The organism is Parafrankia sp. EAN1pec (assembly GCF_000018005.1).
GTDB lineage: Bacteria > Actinomycetota > Actinomycetes > Frankiales > Frankiaceae > Parafrankia > Parafrankia soli.
Map to the genome: position 1 here is coordinate 2,424,417 of NC_009921.1, position 20,784 is coordinate 2,445,200.

Below are 20,784 nucleotides of genomic sequence, written 5' to 3' on the forward strand. Positions count from 1 at the left end.
CGATTCGCGGGCTCGGCCCGGTCTCCTGACTGCTGATCTCGGAGATCTACCTGACCCGGCTGGACCCGGTCACAGGCCGCGGCCGGGGGACAGGATCCCGGTCGGGTCGAACAGGTGCCGCAGACGCTGCTGCAGGGAGTGGTTCGCCGTCCCGAGCTCCGCGCCGAGCCAGCGACGCTTGAGGGCGCCGATCCCGTGCTCACCGGTGACTGTGCCGCCCAGGTCCAGCGCGGTCTGGAAGATGAGGTCGGCGGCCTTCCAGACGTCGGCGGGGATCTCGTCGGCGGCCCTGTCCGGCCCGTCGGTGCCGTCAGTTCCGTTCAGCCTGTCGGAGCCGTCCACGACGATGATCGGGTGCAGGTTTCCGTCGGCCGCGTGCGCGATGGTGAAGATCCGCACACCGGTGGCGGCGCTGATCTCGGTGATCCGCGCTGCCGCCCGCGCCAGCTGGGAGCGGGGCACGGCGATGTCCTCGATCAGAACCCGGCCGATCCGTTCGAGGGATGGCAGGGCCGCCCGGCGGGCCGCGAGCAGTTCGGCCGCGGCCGCCGGGTCCGCCGCGCGGCGCACGGCGCGGGCCGGCCCGCGCAGCACCGCCTCGACGGCGTCGGCCTCGTCGTCGGCTCCGGCGCCGTCGGTCTGGACGAGCAGGAGGGCCTGGCCGGCGTCGGCGAGATCGCCGCCGGTCGCCGCGTCCACGGCCCGCACGGTCGGCCCGTCGAGCAGCTCCGCCATGGCCACCACGATTCCGGTGGCCATGATCGCGGTGACCGCGTCCACCGCGGCGCCGAAGGAGTCGAAGAAGGCAGCGAGGGTGACCGTTCGCCGCGGCGCCGGCCGCAGCCGCAGCGTCGCGCCGACGACGACGCCGAGGGTGCCCTCCGAACCGACGAACAGGCCGGTCAGGTCGTAGCCGGCGACGCCCTTCACAGTGCGCCGCCCGGTGCTGACCAGCTCCCCGTCAGCGAGGACCACGTCGAGGCCGAGCACGGACTCCCGGGTCACGCCGTACTTGGCGCACCGCAGGCCACCCGCGTTGGTCGCGATGTTCCCGCCGATCGTGGAGATCGCCGAGCTGGCCGGGTCGGGGGAGTAGCTCAGCCCGACCTCCCGGGCGGCCCGGTCGAGATCGTCGGTGATCACCCCGGGCTCGACGACGGCGACGGCATCGGGCACCGACAGCTCGCGGATGCGGTTCATGCCGCTGACGTCGAGGATCACCGCGCCGTCCGGGGCGGCCGCGCCGCCGGCCAGCCCCGTCCCGGCGCCCCGGACCGTCACCGGGGTGCCCGACGCGAGCGCCGTGCGCAGGACGGCCCGCACGTCGTCGACGCCGCCGGCGAACGCCACGCCGAGGGGACGTCCCGGCGGCCGCCACCCGGAGCGGTCGAGCCGGTGGGCGTCGACGACCGCGCCGTCCTGGCTCCACCGCCCGGCCGGCAGCGCCGAGGCGAACGCCGCGCCCGCGGCCGCCGCGGCCGCCGCGCCCGCCGTCCCGCCGGTCATGACCCGGTGGCGGCGGGGCGCTGCGGGTCGGCGGACCAGGCCGACCACGAGCCCGGGTAGAGCGCGGCCTCGATGCCGGCGGTGGCCAGGGCCGCGATCTCGTGCGCGGCGGTCACCCCGGAGCCGCAGTACACGCCGACGGGCTGGCCACCGACCGGCTGGCCGCCGGCGGACGTCCCGAGGGCGGCGAAGCGCTCCCGCAGCCGGTCCGGGGTGAGGAAACGGCCATGTTCGTCCAGGTTGTCGCCGGTGGGCGCGCTGACCGCCCCGGGGATGTGGCCCGCGCGCGGGTCGACCGGCTCCACCTCGCCGCGGAAGCGCTCCGCGGCGCGCGCGTCCAGCAGCACGCCGTCGCGGGCGGTTCGGGCCGCGCCGTCCGCGTCGAGGGTGGGCAGGTGACCGGCACTGAGCACCACGTCGCCCGGGGCGGGGACGACGTCGCCGGTGGCGAGCGGGAACCCGGCCTCGCGCCAGGCACCGAGCGCGCCGTCGAGGATGCGGACGTCCGAGAGGCCTGCCCAGCGCAGCAGCCACCAGGCCCGCGCGGCGGCCAGCCCGCCGTTGTCGTCGTACACGACGACGGGCCGGCCGGCCGACACACCCCAGCGCCGGGCCGCCCGCTGCAGGTCCTCGACGGCGGGCAGCGGGTGGCGCCCCGCGGTCCCGCCCGGCGCGGCGGCCAGCTCGGTGTCCAGGTCGACGTAGACGGCGCCCGGGAGGTGACCGGCCAGGTAGTGCTCCCGCCCGTGCGGGTCGCCGAGCGCCCAGCGGACGTCGAGCAGCACCGGCGCCGGCCCCGTCGCCACCAGGTCGTGCAGCCGCTTGGCGTCGACGAGCACCTCACGGAGACTGTCGCCGTCGGCGGGTGACGCGGACGCGAGCAGGGCGGTGAGGTCGTCCTCGCCGAGGCCGCCGGGGCTCGACCCGCCCAGAGCGGCGAGGGCGATGCGCCGCTGAACGCCCGCGTTCAGCGGCGCGGACGTCCCGTGCAGGCGGGCGAGGAGCGCGATCTCGCCGTTGAGGAAGTCGGACTCGACCGTGGCGCCGCGGGCCAGGCTCTGCCACGTCGAGCTGCCCTGGCGGGAGTGGCCGGGGATGTCGTGCAGGACCAGGCCGGACAGGTCGAGACCGGTGTCGCCGGTGAGCACGTCGGTCACCTCGACCCCGGCGGCGGCCAGCACCGTGCGGGCCTCGGTGACCAGCGCCGCGCCGAGCCGGTCGCGGGCCGCGCTGGGCGGGTAGACGGCGTCGAGGTTGTAGGCGAGGTTCCCGAGCAGCTTGCCGACCTTCCACCGTTCGACGTCCGGAACGACCTTCACCGCGAACTGCGCGCGCCGCAGGTCGGCGGCGATCCGCTCGGCCGCCTCGCTCTCGCCGCGCGGGGCATGTCCCAGGTAGAAGGCGCCCGCCAGCGGGGCGCCCGGCGAGACCACCGTTCCGGGCGTCGAATGGGATGACGGGATGATCACGACCGCGTCGATGACGGTGTCGAACCGGCGCAGCGCGGCCCGGGCGTTCTCCACCCCGTTCTGCAGCAGCAGGATCGGCAGCTGTTCGGCGGCGGTGCCGCCCGGGTGCACCGGCCGCCACGCCCACTGGGCGACGAGCGCCTCGGTGTCCTGGGACTTGGCGGAGAGCACCAGCACGTCGCCGGGGCGCAGGTCGACCTCGTCGGGGCCGCCGGCCACCGGCAGGGGGAGGCGCCGGTCCCAGTCGGGACGGTCGGCGTCGGGACGGAGGTAGCGCAGGCCGTCGGCGCGCAGCGCCGCCAGGTTCGCCCCGCGGGCGACGAGGACGACGTCGACACCGGCATCGTGCAGCTGGGCGGCGACGGTCCCCCCGACGGCACCCGCTCCGATGATCACGTATCTGGCGGTCATGCGGTCTCCGTAGATTGTTTGGGCGGCCGGGATCACGTGGCGAATGCCTGCTCTCAGAGGCCGAGCGCGCGGCGGCCGGCCACCAGCAGCGCGGTGTCCTCCTGCGGCGGGTGGACCCGGGCGCACAGCACGTCCCGAAGATGGCGCTCGAGCGGGTTGTGCCTGGTCAGCCCGGGATTTCCGATCGCGGCGACGGCCGTCTGCACCGCCGTGACGGCGGCCCGGACGATGAGCGGCTTCGCGAGCACCAGACGCTGCGGGGGAATCGACTCACCGGCGTCGATGCGGCGGCCCAGCCCGAAGGCGAGCTCCTCGGCCAGGACGAGCTGGGCCTCGATCTCCCCGGCGACGGCCTGGATGCGCTCGGTGGTGGCGATCGGACGTCCCAGCACGGTCGGGACGCGCTCCTGGGCGAAGCGGGCGAAGAAGTCCCGGGCGGCCCGGGCGACCCCGAGGTACAGGGCGGCCGCGCCCAGCGCCACGCCGCCGATCGCGACGTCGCCCCGCTGCTCCGAAGCCGGCGCCCCCTGGAAGTTCCCGGCCGGGATCTCCACGTCGGTGTAGATCGCGTCGTGGGTGCTGCTGGCCCGCAGCCCGAGATGGTCCCAGGTGCGCACGATCCTGATCCCGGGGGAGTCCCCGGGGACGATCGCGTGGCCCTGAAGCGGATCGGCGTCCTCGGTCGCCGCCCACACCAGGTGGTAGCTCAGCCCTTCCGAGCCTGTCGCGTACGCCTTGTGCCCGTTGAGGACCCAGCCGGACGCCGTCCGCCGGATCGTCGTGGCCGGCAGCCCGCCGCGGGCCGGCGCGCCCAGCTCGTGCTCGGCGCGGATCGCGTTGACCAGCACCGGCCGCTCGAGGGAGTCGCGGACGACCGTGCGGTAGAGCTCGTCGGGCCACCACGGGTCCCTGCTCTGCAGGACGTGCTGGAACACGGTCATCGCGGTGATCAGGGCGACGGACGGGTCGCCCTGCCCCAACGCCCCGAACACCCGGATGCTGTCGACGGCGCTCAGGTCGGCGCCGCCGTAGCGCGGGGCGATGCCGAGGCGCAGCAGGCCCGCGTCGTGGACCACCCGCAGGCCCCGCCAGGGGAACTCGGCCGAGCGGTCGTGTTCCTCCGCGGTGGCGGCGAGCTGGGCGGTCACCGTGGCGAGGGCGTCGTCGGTAACGTCCACCGGCGGGAGGGCCGACCGCGCGTCGACGGTCGGCGTCGTCGTACCGAGCTCGACGGTCATGGCGTTCCTCCGCGGCGCGGGACGGGCATCGTCGGCGTGGACGTGGGAGTCATCATGCCCAGCTTGTCCACTCGGCGATCCGGGGGAGCACGGCGGCCGGGGCGGCGAGCCCGGCCGGGCCACTCTCCGCCGGGGGAAGGGCCCGAAGCCGCTCGAGGAACAGGACGATGACGGCCGCGGCGGTGCGGTGCGTGGCGTCGTTGAGCGCGTCGTGTCGGCCGCCGGCGATGGTCACGAACTCCGCGGACGGCGCCTTCGCGACGCTCGCCCGGGCCTCCCGCACCGGGCTGACCAGGTCGGCGTCACCGTGGACGGCGAGCACCGGCACCCGTACCAGGCCCAGGTCGGCGGCGGCGGCGAGCCAGCCGGCGGGCACCGGGTCCAGCAGCGCGCCGCGCCGAACCCGCGGGTCGTTGCTCAGCCGCGACTGGTGGGTGGGGCAGGCGGTGCGCTCGGCCAGCTCGCTCTCCCAGGAGTCCGCCCGGCCCGGCCCGCTGTCCCCGGCGCCGCTGTCCGCCGGCTCGCCGGCGGTGGGCAGGCCGGCCAGGATGACGCCGTCGACCTCGTTGCGCGCGCCGGTTCCGGTCGCGACGAGGGCCGCGACGAACGCGGCACCGGCGTCGGAGCCGGCGAGTACCCGCGGGCCGGGCAGGTCCGGATCGTCGAGCAGCTCGCGGACGCGGGCCCGGGACCCGTCCTCGTCGCTGGTCGCGTCGGCGACCACCCTGACCTTGTACCCGTCGGCCGCGATCCGGGTGCCGAACCGCTCGTAGACACCAGGGTGCTCGCCGCGGCCGGCGACCAGGATCACCGTGCCGCGCGGGGCCACGGGCTGCGGGTTGTCCCACCCGGCCACCGCGTTGGCCGGGGCGTCCTGGACGACTTGGAAGGAGGTCATCGCTGAAGTCCTGTCGTGTGCGGTCGGGTGGCCGCCACGGACGTCGATCCGCGGGCGGCGCGTGGCGTGGTGAGTTGGGGCATGGCCCCGCCCACGCAGCCGGATCTGACGGCGCGGGGTGGATACCGGGGCGCCGGCCTGTGCCCCGAGGGGTACGTCAGGCGGCCGGGGCCGGGCGGCCGCGGGGCCTCGGTGCCGGGCCGAGAGGCAGGAACCGGCCCGCCGGGACCGGCCCGGTCTGCCGCCGTCCCGACCGGCGCGGCGCGGACGCGCGGGCGGTCAGTGAGCGCGACAGCAGGCCGAGGCGAGGGTTCCGTAGTCGACGAAACGTCGGCGGGTGAGGACCCGCGGCGCTGCCGCGACGCCCGCCGGGTGCCGGCCGGTGGCACTCGCTCGTCCCGGCGCGCTCCCGCCCACATTGCCCAGCATGTGCATCAGGATGGTTGGAAAATCGGGCAGTGTAAAGCCGCTCCGAGTGATCAAACCGATCGCAAAACGTGATAGATCACATAGAATGGCTGCCGTGTCCAACACGCTGGATCTGACGGCGCTGCGCAGTCTCGTGGCCATCGCCGACTGCGGTGGATTCCGCCGCGCGGCCGAGGCGTTGTGCATCTCCCAGTCGGCGGTGAGCCAGCACGTGCGCCGCCTGGAGAAGGTGGTGGGCCGGCCCCTGGTCGAGCTGGTCGGCCGCGGCTCCCGGTTCACCCCCGACGGCGAGCTGCTGCTCTCCGCCGGGCGGCGCATCCTCGCCACCCACGACGACGCGCTGGAGCTGCTCGGAGTGGGCGCGTCCGTCCTACAGCGCCTGATCACCGTCGGCTCGACCGAGCACGCCGCCGACCACCTGATCCCCCGGGTGATGGCCGTGCTCACCGAGCAGTTCCCGGACGTCGAGGTCAGGTTCCGCCTCGACCGCGGCGCCCGGCTCGCCCACGCCCTCGACCGCGGCACGCTGGACGTCGCCGTCCTGGTCGGGACGGGCGGAAGCCCCGCGGGGCGCCCGGCCGGGCTGCTCCCGCTGGCGTGGTACTCGGCCCCCGGCTGGCTCGTCCCGCCGCCGGACCGCCCGCTGCCCCTGGTCGCGGTCGACGACCCGTGCACGATCCGCACCCAGGCCCTGACGACCCTCGCCCGCGCCGGCCGGGTCGCGTCGGTCGTCGGCGAGTCCGGCTACCTGGCCGGGGTCCTGCACGCGGCGCGGGCCGGCGTCGGAGTCGCCCTGCTGGCGGACGTCGGCCCGCCGCCGCAGGGCCTCGAGCGGCGGGCCGACCTTCCCGCGGTCGACCCCGAGCCCATGCAGGTCCGGCTACGCCGCGGAGCCTCCCCACAGCTGGCCAGCCTCATCGCCGACGCAGTCGCATGCACCCTCGCCGCCGGCCGCGCCCCCGCCTGACCACCCCCGCGGGCCGCTCACGGTCGCAGCGGGATGGCGAATCTGCCAGGTCGAAGTGGCCGGGTGGTGGAAGTGACTGCTAGGAAACCGGTTCCAGGACGAAGACGGGGATCACCCGGTCGGTCTTTTTCTGGTAGTCCGCATAATCGGGCCAGACCGCTATGGCGCGTTCCCACCACAGCGCCTTCTCGTCACCGGTCACCTCGCGGGCGATCATGTCCTGGTTGACCGTGCCGTCCCGTAGCTCGACCCGGGGGTGGGCGAGGACGTTGTGGTACCAGACGGGATGCTTGGGCGCACCGCCGAGCGAGGCGATGATGGCATAACAACCGTCGTGCTCGACCCGCATCACCGGGCTCTTTCGGATCTTGCCCGACTTCGCGCCCAGGGTGGTGACGATGACCACGGGCACACCGCGCAGCTCGGTGCCCTTGGTTCCGCCGGAGCTCTCGTACTCCTCGACCTGCTTGCGTACCCATTCGGCCGGGCTCGGTTCGTATTCACCAGTGAGAGGCATGCCGCGAGTCAACACCAGTGGGCCCGGCGCCATGCCCGAGGCGGCGGGTGTCGTCCACCGGCGATGCCGGTTCCGGCTCCGGACGGCGCACTAGGCGCCTAACGTCGTTCCGACCGGCGATCGAGCATGGGGGCTTGCCGAGGCATGAGCGACAGCACGGGCACAGGTGACAGCACGGGCACAGGTGACAGCGCGGGCGCGAGCGGCGAGGCTGGCATGGTCTCGAAGTGGGTCGACCTGGACGGCCCCGTGCACTACGCGGAGTTCGGCGCGCCCGGAACCATCGGCGGGAGCCCGCCGGTGGTGTGCGTCCACGGCCTCGGCGGGTCGTACACCAACTGGCTCGCGCTGGCCCCCCTGCTCGCCTCGACGTCCCGCGTGCTCGCGCCCGACCTCGCCGGCCACGGCCGCACCCCGCTCGGCAACCGCGGTGCCGACGTGTCGGCGAACCACCTCCTGCTGGACCGCTTCCTGGCCGAGGTCGTGGGGGAGCCGGTGATCCTCGTCGGGAACTCGATGGGCGGTCTGATCAGCATGCTGCAGGCGGTCCGTCGCCCGGAGTCGGTGTGCGGGCTGGTCCTGCTGGATCCCGCGCTGCCGCTGCGCCGCGGCGGCTGGCCGGAGCCGCTGGTCGTCGCGTCGTTCGCCGCCGTGGTCCTCCCGGGACTCGGGGCGTGGGTGCTCGCCCGGCGCCGCGCCCGGGTCGGCCCCGCCGGCATCGTGGCCCAGACCCTGCGCCTCTGCACGACGGATCCCGCCCGGATCCCGTCCGTCGCGGTCGAGGCACTGGTCGACCTCGGCCAGGAGCGGGCGGGCATGGACGGGGTCGAGCGCGCCTATGTCGCCGCCGCCCGGTCCGTGGTGCGCCGGGTCGTCCGCGGCGGCCCGCTGCGGCGGCTGATCCGCCAGGTGGACGTCCCGACGCTGCTCGTGCACGGGTCGGACGACCGGCTCATCCCGGTGGCGCTGGCCCGGGACGCCGCCGGCCTGCGTCCCGACTGGCAGCTGGCGGTCGTCGCCGGCTGCGGGCACCTGCCCCAGCTCGAGGACGCGGCCGGGACGGCCGGGCTCCTGACGGGATGGTGGGAGCAGACGCGGGACGCCAGCGGCGGCGCGCGGAAAGCAGTGGCGTGAGGCCGCGGAACTGACGGGCCGAGGATCGGGTCTGGCCGGCCGAGGGGTTGTCGTGTGGGTTTTCTCGCATCACCCCGGCTGTTCCGCCCGACGCCGCCGGGCCCGGTGACGTGATACCGGTCGCATCTTCCCCTGTGGCAGCTGGTAATCAGTGCCTCTAGCCGGGCCTGGTGAGCTGTCGCGATCACTGTCTCGATCGCTTTGAAACAACGGAGAGACAATCATCGGATCTTCCGGATGACACGGCGGGTTACCGTCGGCCCGCGCGGAAGCGTGGCGGGAAATTCGGCGGGATGTGCTGGTGCGCAGACACAACGGCGCCAGGCCCCGAGTCGCGCGCCTGTGCGCGGCCGGTGGCCTCCCCCTGCCTGTCGCCGAACGTGACTGTCGGGGGATCGAGGGGATGCGATCATTGTTCGCATGTAGTCTCTGACTACAGAAAGCCTCCTGGTTCACATGGATAGATTCATCAAGGACTATGGTTGGCCATAAATTGTCCTAACGAAGTTGGCTCATCGCTTCCCGCCGTGTGTCGGCCACCTTGCTCCGGTGTGCTTCGGTGGGTCACCTAGCCGGCCGGTCGGCTAGGTGACCAGGCCCGTCCGGGGGCAGTCCAGTGGTCGGTATGTTCGCCACGTCATCCGTTCGGCCTTTGTGTTCCGGATCGGTGCTTCGTCCTGATCAATACCTGTTTCGGGTGTTGATCGGCGGCGGCATGGTTGTCGCCGGAACACGAGTGACCCGGTTCAGCCGCCTGTGGGCGGCGCGGGCGTGCCTGGGCATGCGGCCACCGATTGTCGCCATGTCGCCGAATGTCGTGGAATCTGGAAGGTGGCTTTGTGCTGGTATTTCGTACGAGGTTGCTCGCCGCGGCGCTCGTGACGGCCGCCCTGGCGGCGGCCTGCGGCTCCAGCGAGTCCTCCGGCGTGGACGCGGCGGCGTCGCCCTGTGCTCCCGGAGTCACGGACGACGAGGTCAACGTCGGTATTGTCTACCCGGACACCGGTGTGCTCTCGGCACAGTTCACCGGCTACCGGTTCGGCGTCGAGGCCCGGTTCGCCGAGGCGAACGCCGCCGGTGGCGTCGACGGCCGGCAGATCTCGACGATCTGGCGGGACGACGAGTTCGACTCCGCCGGCAACCTGCAGGCGGCCCGCGAGCTTCTCCGCGAGAACGTGTTCGCGGTTCTCGAGTACACCGCGCATTCCGAACAGTCCACGCCGCTGTTGCACGACAAGGGAATTCCGGTGGTGGGCGTCGCGGACCAGGCCGGGTGGGCCGACAACGACAACATGTTCCCGCTCACGTATCAGGTCGACGACACCGACGCGACCAGCACTCTCGGAGATTTCGTCCGGGCCCAGGGCGGCACCCGCGCGGCCCTCATCACGACGACGATCACCGAGTCGTCGGTCATGTACGCCCAGAACGCCCGCCGGAGCCTGGAGGCTGCCGGCATCCCGGTCGTCTTCGCGGACACGAACGCCACGGTGAGCTCACCGGAGGCCGTGCAGCGGATCGTCGGCAGCGGCGCCGACACGCTGATCTCGCTCGCCTCGCTCGACCTCTACTCCGGCGCGGTGACGGCGGCGGCCGCGGCGAACAGGCCGTTCAAGGTGGCGGTCTCGCCCATCACCTACGACGCGCACCTGCTCAACACGCCGATCGCGCGCGCTCTGGCCGGCACCTACTCGACCGTGGGCTTCAGCGCGATCGAGCGGAACCTGCCCGCGCACCGCGCCTACCTGGCCGCGATGACCACCTACGCGCCGGAGATCCAGCCGCCGACGCAGCTGAGCTCCATCTACGGCTACATCACCGCGGACCTGTTCCTGCGGGGCCTGCAGGGGCAGCAGGGCTGCCCCACCCGCGAGTCGTACATCCGCGGGCTGCGCGGTGTGACCGACTACGACGGGGGCGGACTGCTCAACCAGCCGGTTGACCTGTCCGCCGGCAAGCGCACGGTCGACCTGTGCACGGACTTCGTCCGGGTCTCCGCCGCCGGGAACGCCTTCGAGCCCGTCGGCGCGAAGCCGCTGTGCGGCCAGGTGATCAGCGGCGCGGCCCAGGGAGGCGCCGGGGCGTCCGTGCCAGCCCGGGGGCGGTGACTCCCGCGGCGACGGTGAGCCCCTGCCGGTGAGCTTGTTCCGGTCAGCCCGTTCCGGTCAGTGCGGCCCAGGCGGCGCGTAGCGCCGGGAGTAGCGGCAGCGTGAGCGCCTGGCTCGCCGACACCCAGCGCCAGCCGGCGGTCTCCCAGTTGGCGGCCGCCGGCTCGAACGTGTCCACCACGTTCAGGACCAGCGTCGTGTAGGACCACTCGCCGTGGTCGTCGACGTACTCGTGGGCCGGGGCGGCCTCACGGGAGACGCCGGCGGGCAGCGGCCCGAGCTCCTCCTCGGCCTCCCGCAGCGCCCCGGCCAGGGCGGACTCCCCGGGATGCAGCGCCCCGCCGGGCAGCGCCCAGGTGCCGCCCTGGTGCGACCGGGGATGGCGCAGGACGAGCAGGTACCGTGGATCGCCGTCGGCGGCGGCGGCACGCAGCAGTACTCCCGCGGCGCCGAGCGCGCCCCAGTGCTCGCAGCCGCGCGAGCAGAAGACAAAGCGTTCCATAGGCCAAGCTTGCCTCGTCAGCGCCCGCCTCGTCGGCGCACGCCGGGCAGGCGCAGGCGGCGGGGGCGGGCCGGGACGTCCGACGGCCCGTCGGTCAGGCCGGCGCCGCGCCGGCGGCGGCGGAACACCACGGCACCGGCGGCCGGCAGATCGACCCGCACGCTGTCGCCCCGTGGGGACAGCGACCGGCGCGAGCCGCCCGCCCGTCCGCCGAACCGTGGCGCGTCGGTGTCCAGCACCGGCTTCCACCGCCGGCCGGCCAGCGACGGATGCGATAGCCCGAACCTGGGCAGCGGATCGTTGTTCAGGCTTACCACGACCAGGATCTCCTCGCCGCGGTCCCAGCGGCGGAACGCCAGCACCCGCGCGGTGTCGTCGGCGCCGACCAGTTCGACCGCGCGCGAGCGCAGCGCCGGGCTGCCCAGCCGCAGCGTGACGAGCGCCCGATAGCAGGCGAACAGCTCGGCGCCCTCGCCCGCGCGCAGCCCGGCGAGGTCCTCCTTGGCCTCGGCGAACCCGTCGTGGGTGTAGGCCCGCCGGGCTCCCACCTCGTCGCCCATGAGGAACATCGGCGTGCCGGGCGAAAGCAGGGTCAGCGCCGCGGCGCAGCGCAGCCGCGCGAACGCGAACCAGGCCGTGTCGCCGTGCAGCGGCGCGTGGTCGACGGCGACGAGGATGTTGCGGGCCGAGTGCTCGGAGTTGCCGGCCTCGTCGTGGCTTTCGGTGTAGACGACCGTGCGGTCCGCGGCGGCGGTGAACGCCTTGGCGAACAGGCTCATGGCCAGCGGGCCGGCGGGGTCGCGCCCCGCGGTGTGCAGCAGCTTGGCGTACTCCGGTCCCTCGCCCTTGTCGCCGACGAGGTGGTGGTAGAAGTCGACGTACCAGTGGGCGTCGAAGCCGAGCCCGCCGGACTCGGCGGGGCGGGTGACCTCCGCCCAGCCGGAGTGGTCCTCGGCGATGAGGATCACGTCCGGGTCGACCAGGCGCAGCGTCTGGCACAGCTCCCGCAGGAACTTGCGGCCGGCGATGTTCGCCGCCGCAACGGGCCGCCCGTCAGCGTGCAGGCTGTTGTAGGCGTGGATGGACGTCGTCTGGTCCACCCGCAGCCCGTCGATGTGGAACTCGTCGAGCAGCGCCACCGCGCTCGCGACGAACAGCGCACGTACGTTCTCGTCGGAGTAGCGCGGCGCCCAGCCCGAGGAGACGTTGTCGAGGTATCCGCCGTCCGGGTGCGGGTGGTCGTCCTCGGCGCCCTCGTACCAGTAGTAGATGTTGCGGCTCGGCGCGGTGCTGTCGTACTGCCAGGCGGAACGCTGCGCGTTCGGCGTGTAGTGGTTGTAGACGACGTCCATCAGGACGGCCACGCCCCGCTGGTGGCAGGCCCGCACGAACCGGCGCAGCGCCGCCCGCCCGCCCGCGCTCTGCTTCACCGCCAGGAAGTGCGAGCTGCCGTAACCCCAGGACCTCGTCCCGGCGAACTCGAACATGGGCAGCAGCTCGACGGCGTTCACCCCGAGGTCGGTGAGGTGGTCGACGAACGCGAGCGCGTCGGCGAACGTGCCGGCCCCGGTGTGCCCGAAGCCCAGCGCGCCCACGTGCAGCTCGTAGATGACCAGGTCCTCGACCCGCCGGGGGACGGGCCGGGCCGGGTCGAACTCGTCGGCCCAGAACCGCTCGTCGTCCCGGGTGTCGACGACGACCGAGCAGCTCACCGAGCCGTCGAGGTCCTCGGCCGGGCCGTCGTGGGGGGCGCCGCAGGGGTCGATGTCCCCGGTGCCGCACTGCTGCGCCGAGTACATGTCCGAGCGCCAGGCGACGGACCCGTCGTCGCGGGTGACGCGGTAGAGGTAGCGCCGTCCGACCCAGTCGGCGAAGCCGGGTGCGGCCGCCTCCCACCAGCCGTCGCCGACCTGGCGCATCGGCAGCCTGGTGATCAGCTCGTCCTCACCGTGGCCGTCGTCGGCGATGTAGCCGCCGGGCCCGGCGAAGGCCACCTCGACGGCGAGCGCGTGCGGCGCCCAGACCCGGAACCGGATCCGTTCCCGGGCGTCCGAGCTGACGGCGGCGCCTGAGCCGCTGGGGCCGCTGGGGCCGCCTGAGCCGCCGCCCGTGCTGACCGTGCTGACCGGGCTGCCCAGGTCTCTCGAGCCGACGGGCAGGACGCGCCGGGCGCCGTTGTGCCGGTGGGCGGCCAGGCGGAACTCCGCGCGCACCACCGGCCCGCACCCCGGGCCGACCTCGAACCGCCGGACCTGCTCCGTCGCCCCGGGATCCGGGACCTCGGCGGGGATCCCCCACACCTGCGAGCCGTCGGGACGGGTCAGCCAGACGCCCCAGTCGAAGGTCCGGGAGACGCTCGCGTCCACCGTGACGGTGGCCCGGTAGGCGGCGCAGCCGTCCTCGGCGGTGAACTCCTCCATCGGCGTGGACGACCAGCTCCCCGCCTGCAGCCCGTGCTCGTCCCAGCTCCCGACCAGCCGGGCCCCGTTCGCGATCCGCCGGCCGACGCCGGTGTGGTAGAGGACGTCCACGCGGACGGCGCCGGTGGCGGGTGACGGGCCCACATGCCGGTCGGCGCCATGCTCTGTCGTCACGTCGTCCCATCGGTAGACCTCGGCCGGCGCTCGCGGCCTGCCATGTCTGCCCAAGAATGTCACGTTTCGTGCCGTCAACGGCGTGGCGGGTTCACCCGTCCGGATGACGCGGCGCCATCTGGTGACCGGGCCGGGGGGCGCCGGCCGGGGCCCCGGCCGGAGCGCCCGCCGGTGCGCCTGCCGGGGTCCGCCCGCGCAGGTGGGCGGCGATCGCGACGCTGGTCACCGCCGCCCACGCGCACCACAGCGAGGTCACCGCCTCGGTCGAGACCCAGGCGAGGACGGCGACCGCGAGCAGGTTCGCCGCGCCGAACCAGCGCAGGAACGGCCGCCCGGAGAGCAGCAGCACCCCGCAGGTGCTCACCAGGTAGAGCGCGATCGGCACCGAGCCCATCCACAGGTGCACCGTGTAGGTGATGTGGCGTTCGTCGGCGTGGGCCCGCACCGGGCCGGTGACCAGCGTGAACGCCAGCCAGCCGGCGCACACCGCACCCGCCGCGAGCGCCGCCGCCCCGGCGCGGCGGCGGGCGGGCACCCGCTCCAGCGCCAGCACCGCCACCGGGACGTACAAGGGAAGGATCACGAACGCGAACGCGAGGTACACGGCGGTCGCCGCCGTCAGCGCCGCCGCGTTCGTCCCGGCGTCACCGAGCTCACCGCGCACGCCCCACCAGACGAACGCCTCCGTCAGCGTGTGCGCCGCGAACAGCACGGGGAGTGCCGCCATCGGCCAGGCGGCGCGCTCGGGGACGTGGCGCAGGGCGTCCACCCCCACCGCTCCGATGATCGCCGCCGCCGCCACGTCCGCCTCGGGTGAGAAGCACATCGGGCCTCCGCTCATCCGGTCCGACCGGAAGGCCGGTGCTCGTCCGCTCTTGAACGGCTATTACCAGGTCCGGCCCGCCGCTGTCCCGGGAACGGCTTCGCGCGCACGCGTCGGCGCTGTTCCCCGTGGAGATCCACGGGGAACAGCGCCGACGGCTGGTGCTGATCAGATCGACGTCACGTCACGTCACGTGACGCCTGGTTGGCACGGTCGCTACTCGCCCAGGGCCGCAGCCGAGTCGAGCGGGGCGCCGGAACCGGACGTCCCGCCCGCCACGTAGACGCGGCCGTCCCCACCGGTGGCCGCGCCGTGGCCGGAGCGCGCGGTGAGGGCGCTGCTCGCACCCGCGGACCAGCGGTCGTCGTCCGGGGTGAACACCTGGGTGGAGCCGACGGTGTCGCCGTCGCTGTCCCGCCCGCCGACGATGTAGACCCGGCCGTCCGGCCCGGTCGCGCCCGCGGCCTCGGAGACACCCGTCGGCAGGTCGGCCACCTTCGCCCAGGAGCCGTCCGCCGAACCCGAGCCCGGCGTGTAGGCGTAGGCGTCGGACGACGCCTCGGAACCGGAGCCGCCGTCGCTGCCGCCCGCGGCGAGAATCCGCCCGTCCGGCAGGCCGACCAGCACCGGTGCGCCGGCACCGGACGGCGGCGCCCCGCCCGTCGTCCAGTCACCGGAGTCGGGGTCGTAGACCGCCAGGGTCGTCGCGTCGAGGACGTAGATCTTCCCGTCGGTGCCGCGGGTGGCGCTCGGCGTGCCCATCGGGCGCGGCAGCGACGGGCCCTCCGTCCAGTCACCGCTCGACGGCGTGTACACCTCGACGGTGTCGGTCGGGGTGCCGCCGCCGGTCTGGCCGCCGATCGCGTAGATCCGGCCGTCGGTGTCGGTCGCAGCGGCCAGGTGGTCGCGCGCGGTCGGCAGGGCCGGGGCGTTCGACCAGGCGTCCCGCTTCGGGTCGTAGACCTGGACGGTGTCAACCGGGGCGCCCGCCACAGTCGCGCCGCCGGTCGTCCCGCCGCCCGTCGCGCCGTTCGGCGTGGCGGTCGGCGTGCCGCCGCCGGCCGGAGAGGTCGGCGTGGCGGTCGGTGTGCGGGACGTCGTGGGTGCCGTTGGCGTGGTCGGTGTCGTCGGCGTCGTCGTGGGCTCGTCCGTGGCGGACCCGTTCGGGGACAGGGGGGCGAGCTCGCCGGGCGTGCTGGTCGGCACACCCCCGTTGTTGAAGGCGGCCGGGGTCAGCCGCACGCCCGGGCTCGGCGTCGAACCGCCCTCGCCGCCGGGTGACCCGGTTGTGGTCGACGTCGCGGTCGGCGTGGTTGTCGGCGTGGCTGTCCGGCTGGGGGTCGCCGAGCCGCTGGGCGTCGACGTCGCCGGTGAGCGGGTGGTGGGCGTCGCGGACGGCGTCGCGGGCACGCCCCCGCCGACCCCACCACCGCCCGCGGCGGTCGCCTCGCCGCCGAGGAGGTAGATCCGGCCGTCGCATCCCGTGGTGGCCGCGACGTGGGCGCGTGGCGCCGGAAGGTCGGCGGCGGTCTCCCAGGTGCGCAGCGGGCCGGCGATGTGGGGCAGCGCCGGGCAGGCGCCGGCCGCGCCCGCGGACGGCTGTGGGGACGTGCTGGTCGGGCTTGTGGGGCTTGGCGTACCGGTCGGCAGGGCCTCGGCGCCCGGCGCGAGCAGCGCCGGTGTCGCCAGAGCCGCCGCCAGCGCGGTGCTCAGGACCAACGCGCGTGAGGCGCATCTGCGGGACGTTCGTGACCAACTCATGGGTTCCCCCTCCGCGGCCCCGGCTGGGACCGGACCACTGGGTGGACGGGCGTGGGCGACCACCACCGCGAGTGCTGGCGCGGCGGCGGTCGGTGCTCGAGGTCTCGGTCGAGGTCTGGGTCGAGGCCATGCCGGTGGTAGCGATGGGCACGCACTGTCTTCCCGCTGCTTCGAAGAGTAGTCATCGCTGTGGGTGACATCGCTGGGTCACCCGGTCGAGGTGTCCATGGCCGCGGTGCCGTCGGTCGCCCGGCTGCCGGCCCTCACCTGCTTCGCCGCACCGCGCCGGGCCGTCGCCGGGTCCAGACGCTCCGCGGCCGTCACCGGGTGTCGGCGACCTGACCAGGGCAGGGCCGGCGAACACCCGTAGTCTTGCTCCGCGGGCCGGCCTCGGGACGGGTCGGCGCGCGGCGGAGCAGCAGGGGATCGGGGGCGAAGCCATGGTGAGCGACCGCAGTCTGAAGACCTTGAACGTCACGCACAGGCGCCTGATGAGACTGACCCGCGGCCGGCTCGGATGGCGGGCCGGCGGCATGCCCGTCCTGGAGCTCACCACGACCGGGCGGCGCAGCGGCCGGGCACACACCGTCATGCTCACCTCCCCGCTGCGGGATGGCGATGCCATCGTCCTGGTGGCGTCGCGGGCCGGCGACGACCGACATCCCGACTGGTACCTGAACATCTGCGCCACCGCGGACGTCGAGGTCCGGGTCAGGGGCGGGTCGTGGCGGCCGATGCGCGCGCGGGTGGCGACACCGCCGGAACGGGAGCGGCTGTGGCCCCGCGTGGTGGCGGACAGCCGCTGGTACAAGAGCTATCAGGCCAAGTCGAAGCGGGTGATCCCGCTCGTCCTGCTCGAGCCGCGCTGATGCGGCCCGGCGCCCGGGACGCGGGCTGGAGCCTGGCCGACGTGCCGGACCAGCGGGGACGGACCGCCGTCGTCACCGGTGCGAACAGCGGCATCGGCTTCGAGGCGGCGAAGGCGCTCGCCGAGCGCGGCGCGACCGTCGTCCTGGCCTGCCGCGAGCCGGCCCGGGCCGAGCAGGCCGCCGCACGCATCCGGGCCGCCGCGCCGCGGGCGGACGTCCACGTCGAGCCGCTCGACCTGATCTCGATGACCTCCGTGCGCGCGGCCGCCGAACGGATCCGGGCCGCCCACCCGCGGCTCGACCTGCTCGTCAACAACGCCGGGGTGATGCTGCCGTCGCCCGGTCCCGGCGGTGCCGCCCTCGGTGCCGGCTTTGGTGACGACGGCCTCGGTGATCACGGCATCGAGCCGACGTTCGGGGTCAACCACCTGGGGCACTTCGCGCTGACGGGCCTCCTGCTCGACCGCCTTCTGGCGACGCCGCACTCGCGGATCGTGACGGTCAGCAGCCTCGCCCACCTCGTCGGCCGCCTCGACCTCGAGCAGCTGCGCCGCCTCCCGCCGCACGCCGACCGACCGGGGGGCAGCCCGCCCGTGGTCGTGCCCGACCAGCGTGCCGGGTCGCCGTCCGAACCACCCCTGGCGTCGCCGGCCCGCCAGCGTTCACAGCGGAGGTCAGAAACACAGCGGAGGTCAGAAACACAGCGGAGGTCAGAAACACAGCGGGGGTCAGGAACACCGCGCGCGCAGGGCATGCAGCGCCTCCAGAGTCTTCAGGGCACGCGGGGCCCGCAGAGCCGGCGGCTGCCCCGGCAGCGCCTGCCGTATCCGACATCCAAGCTGGCGAACCTGATGTTCACCTTCGAGCTGCAGCGCCGGCTCGCGGCCACCGGAGCGTCGACGATCGCGGTGGCCGCGCACCCGGGCATCGCCCGCACGGGGCTCACCCGCAACCTCATGCCCCCGGCGCGGGTGTTCATGGGCCAGCGACTGGCACCGCTGATGTCGTGGCTGGTCCAGGAGCCGGAGATCGGCGCGCTCGCCACCGTCCGGGCCGCCCTCGACCCGGCGGTGCACGCCGGTGAGTACTACGGACCGTCAGGGCTCTTCCGCAGCACCGGTCCGCCCGCTGTCGGGCGATCCAGCGCCCGCTCGCGCGACGCCCGCCAGCAGCAGCGGCTGTGGGCGGAGTCCGAGCGGCTCACCGGCGTCACTTACGACTTCGATCCCTCCTCGGGGACAGGGCCCGGCGGTGTCGGATCCTGGAGGAACAACGGGAGAAGCGCGTCGCGGAGCGCGGAACTGACCTGACGGATCTGGTCGTGCACCGCTACCAGATCGTCCAGCGAACCTGCCGCCGAGCCGATGCGGCCCTGCTGGTGACGGTCCGGAAGGACGAGGGGAAGCCCACGCATAGTCGCGGCGGTCAACACCCGGATCGCCGAGCCGGTGGAGTGGCCGAGCAGCCATTCACTGATCTGGGGAAGGGCCAGAAAGTGGACCAGATAACGAGGATCAACGGATTCGTCCGGGCGTAGGCGTAGGCAGGACGTGCCGATCAGCCAACCGCTCTGCTCCTCGGTCACCAGGGCCTGCCGGCCGAGCTGGCCGGTTCGCACGCAGACGATGTCACCCGCCCGCAGCCGGTACCGTTCCATTCTCGCCGCCACGTCGGGCGCGACATAGTCGACGCCTTCCGGCGAGATGCGGTTGTCCACGAGATTCCTCGGTTTGACGACCGGAATACCGGAAGGCAGCCCGCGTTCCGTCCTGACCGCGCCGGAGAAACCCGCGAGTACGTCGCACACGTCGCCCAGGGGCAGTCGCCGCCAGCCAGTGGTGGCCGCGCCGAACAGGTCGCCCACCTCGTCCAGCTGACGCTCCGCGTGCTCATGCGCCCCGGCTGCCCGCTGGTGGAGCTCGCGCAGGTCGCGACGGAGCTGCTCGATCCCGACCCGGGCCCGTAGGGGATCGACGGGTTCGGTCGTGGCCGTGAGATAGCGGGCCGGACTGAGCGCATACCCGTTCTCCCGGATGCGCCGCCTGTCGACGGGCCGGGACAGCACCGTCCCCGTGGACCGCGCCGCTCGGTTCCGGTACGCCTCGGCGATGTGGTCGACGTCCTCGTCGCGCAGTTCCGAACGGTTCCGCTCGACGATCCTTCCGGCCCCGTGGGCATCGACGAACAGCACGTCGTCGTGGCCGGGGCTCGGCCAGCGCAGTACCCAGAGCGTTACCGGGATCGAGGTGCTGACGAAGAGCCGGGGTGGCAGAGCAACCACCGCGTCGACGACGCCCTCCTCGACCATGGCGGCCCGGATGGCGCTCTCCTGCAGATTCGCGGAGGAACCGGCGCCCGCGGGCATCACGACCACGGCCCGACCGCCCTCGGCCAGGCAGGCCAGCGCGTGCTGCAGCCAGGCGTAGTTCGCGTTGTGGCCGGGCGGCACGCCGTAGCGCCAGGATGAATCGGGATTCTGATCGCCGTCCCGCCAGCCCGACACGTTGAAAGGCGGGTTGACCAGGACCACCTCGAACGGGCCGCCCGGCTGTGGGTCGGGAGAAGAAAGGGCCCACCCGGCCCGCAGGTCCTCGGCGCCGAGGTTGTGCAGAAGCAGGTTCATCCGGGCAAGCCACCGGAGGGAGGGGTTGATCTCCTGTCCGCTGACGGTCAGCTTCGGGCTGCCGGTGCCACGGGATCTGATGTGGTCGGCGGCGCCGACGAGGAACTCACCGGCGCGGCAGAACGGGTCGTGAACCCGGTCGCCAGCGACGGGGTCCGTCAGACGGACCGCCGTGCGGACCACGGAAGGGGGCGTCACAACGTTGGCGGACCGCCAGCCGCCGACGGTCGCGGCGTGGGCCAGCAGCTCGTCGGCGATGCGGCCGGCGGGCGGCGCGACGTCGCCGGAGCCGGCATCGGGCACCGGCTCGAGTCGATCCAGGATCTGTATCAGCGGTACCAGCCGGCGGACGTCGGACGTGTCTCCGAGCAGAGCCGACATGTCGGCGATCGAGGCCGGCGCCTCCCCGCTCGCGCGCAGCGCGGACTCGACGAGCCGGACCACCGTGCCCGGCTCTACGTCCGCAGCCGCTGCGGTGAGTTCCGTCCATCGCTGTGCCCGGTGGAATCGGAGGTGGAGAAACGCGAACGCGAGGCCCGTCAACAGCATCAGGTCGTCGGACATCCCGACCTTGCCTCTGTAAGCGTCGGCCAGCGCCCACCACAGTCGGCCGGCGGTGCCCGTGGGGACGCCGGCAGCAGCCGACGGCCCGGCGACCGGTTCGGTGGCCCCGACGGCCTGGCGGAAGCGGTGGCCATAGGTGGCTCCCGGCTCCTCGCCGGGGCGCTGATCGGGGGCGGCGACCGGACGGCCGTCGAGCCACGCGGCGACATCCCCAACCCGGAAGACCTCCCGGCCACCGTGCCGCTCGGCAGCCGGAAAGTCCGCGTGCCGCCGTCTCCAGTTGCTGACCGCGGCCGGCTTCACCCCGGCACCCCGGGCGATCTCGGCGGCCGACACCCACTCGGGACTCGTCATGTGCCTCTGACTCCGCC

Annotated in this window: 15 protein-coding genes; 5 read left to right on the forward strand and 10 right to left on the reverse strand. The window is 74.0% G+C overall.

Features of this window, described 5'->3' with window-relative positions; translation table 11 throughout:
• Nucleotides 1–69: 69 nt before the first annotated feature.
• The 4 genes from FRANEAN1_RS09930 to FRANEAN1_RS09945 are packed head-to-tail and all read right to left on the reverse strand — an operon-like array spanning nt 70 to nt 5,522.
• Nucleotides 70–1,506, reverse strand: a complete 1,437-nt coding sequence (locus FRANEAN1_RS09930; RefSeq protein ID WP_020459622.1) for an FAD-linked oxidase C-terminal domain-containing protein — start codon at nt 1,504–1,506, stop codon at nt 70–72.
• Nucleotides 1,503–3,386 (reverse strand): rhodanese-like domain-containing protein, encoded by a 1,884-nt coding sequence (locus FRANEAN1_RS09935; RefSeq protein WP_020459623.1) that lies wholly within the window; start codon nt 3,384–3,386, stop codon nt 1,503–1,505. Before FRANEAN1_RS09935 ends, FRANEAN1_RS09930 begins: the two co-directional genes overlap by 4 nt.
• A 53-nt stretch (nt 3,387–3,439) precedes the next feature.
• Nucleotides 3,440–4,624: an acyl-CoA dehydrogenase family protein gene (locus tag FRANEAN1_RS09940; protein WP_020459624.1), complete on the reverse strand. Its 1,185-nt coding sequence runs from the start codon at nt 4,622–4,624 to the stop codon at nt 3,440–3,442.
• Nucleotides 4,625–4,676: 52 nt separating this feature from the next.
• The gene (locus FRANEAN1_RS09945) at nt 4,677–5,522 is read right to left on the reverse strand and encodes a lysophospholipase (protein WP_020459625.1); all 846 of its coding nucleotides are present in this window, start codon (nt 5,520–5,522) and stop codon (nt 4,677–4,679) included.
• 514 nt (nt 5,523–6,036) lie between these two features.
• Here FRANEAN1_RS09945 and FRANEAN1_RS09950 point away from each other — a divergent pair.
• Complete coding sequence (locus FRANEAN1_RS09950; RefSeq protein ID WP_020459626.1) at nt 6,037–6,918, forward strand: LysR family transcriptional regulator; 882 nt, start codon at nt 6,037–6,039, stop codon at nt 6,916–6,918.
• Nucleotides 6,919–6,997: 79 nt separating this feature from the next.
• Here FRANEAN1_RS09950 and FRANEAN1_RS09955 read toward each other — a convergent pair whose 3' ends face one another.
• Complete coding sequence (locus FRANEAN1_RS09955) at nt 6,998–7,435, reverse strand: nitroreductase family deazaflavin-dependent oxidoreductase (RefSeq protein WP_020459627.1); 438 nt, start codon at nt 7,433–7,435, stop codon at nt 6,998–7,000.
• A gap of 144 nt (nt 7,436–7,579) precedes the next feature.
• On the opposite strand from FRANEAN1_RS09955, the gene FRANEAN1_RS09960 reads away from it, so the two are divergent.
• Both FRANEAN1_RS09960 and FRANEAN1_RS09965 read left to right on the forward strand, forming a co-directional pair.
• Nucleotides 7,580–8,569 (forward strand): alpha/beta fold hydrolase, encoded by a 990-nt coding sequence (locus FRANEAN1_RS09960; protein ID WP_020459628.1) that lies wholly within the window; start codon nt 7,580–7,582, stop codon nt 8,567–8,569.
• 839 nt (nt 8,570–9,408) lie between these two features.
• Nucleotides 9,409–10,677 carry an ABC transporter substrate-binding protein gene (locus tag FRANEAN1_RS09965; RefSeq protein ID WP_020459629.1) on the forward strand — a complete coding sequence of 423 codons (1,269 nt, stop codon included), beginning with the start codon at nt 9,409–9,411 and terminating at the stop codon, nt 10,675–10,677.
• 43 nt (nt 10,678–10,720) lie between these two features.
• Here the strand turns inward: FRANEAN1_RS09965 and FRANEAN1_RS09970 are convergent, their stop codons facing one another.
• The 4 genes from FRANEAN1_RS09970 to FRANEAN1_RS09985 all read right to left on the reverse strand — a co-directional run bounded on the left by FRANEAN1_RS09970 (nt 10,721) and on the right by FRANEAN1_RS09985 (nt 16,357).
• Nucleotides 10,721–11,179 carry an NUDIX hydrolase gene (locus FRANEAN1_RS09970; protein WP_020459630.1) on the reverse strand — a complete coding sequence of 153 codons (459 nt, stop codon included), beginning with the start codon at nt 11,177–11,179 and terminating at the stop codon, nt 10,721–10,723.
• A 17-nt stretch (nt 11,180–11,196) separates the two neighbouring features.
• The gene (locus FRANEAN1_RS09975; RefSeq protein ID WP_041253940.1) at nt 11,197–13,773 is read right to left on the reverse strand and encodes an alpha-amylase family glycosyl hydrolase; all 2,577 of its coding nucleotides are present in this window, start codon (nt 13,771–13,773) and stop codon (nt 11,197–11,199) included.
• Between the two features lie 91 nt (nt 13,774–13,864).
• Nucleotides 13,865–14,614, reverse strand: coding sequence for a DUF6629 family protein (locus FRANEAN1_RS09980; RefSeq protein WP_198145479.1), 750 nt, complete (start codon nt 14,612–14,614; stop codon nt 13,865–13,867).
• 198 nt (nt 14,615–14,812) lie between these two features.
• Nucleotides 14,813–16,357 carry a kelch repeat-containing protein gene (locus tag FRANEAN1_RS09985; protein WP_020459633.1) on the reverse strand — a complete coding sequence of 515 codons (1,545 nt, stop codon included), beginning with the start codon at nt 16,355–16,357 and terminating at the stop codon, nt 14,813–14,815.
• A gap of 491 nt (nt 16,358–16,848) precedes the next feature.
• On the opposite strand from FRANEAN1_RS09985, the gene FRANEAN1_RS09990 reads away from it, so the two are divergent.
• Entirely contained in the window at nt 16,849–17,226 is a 378-nt protein-coding gene (locus FRANEAN1_RS09990; protein ID WP_020459635.1) for a nitroreductase/quinone reductase family protein, read from the forward strand.
• Nucleotides 17,226–18,536, forward strand: coding sequence for an SDR family NAD(P)-dependent oxidoreductase (locus FRANEAN1_RS36905; protein WP_020459636.1), 1,311 nt, complete (start codon nt 17,226–17,228; stop codon nt 18,534–18,536). The genes FRANEAN1_RS09990 and FRANEAN1_RS36905 overlap by 1 nt, the downstream gene beginning before the upstream one ends.
• On the opposite strand, the gene FRANEAN1_RS10000 is transcribed toward FRANEAN1_RS36905, so the two are convergent.
• Entirely contained in the window at nt 18,440–20,767 is a 2,328-nt protein-coding gene (locus FRANEAN1_RS10000) for an N-6 DNA methylase (RefSeq protein WP_020459637.1), read from the reverse strand. The genes FRANEAN1_RS36905 and FRANEAN1_RS10000 overlap by 97 nt on opposite strands.
• Nucleotides 20,768–20,784: the final 17 nt, after the last annotated feature.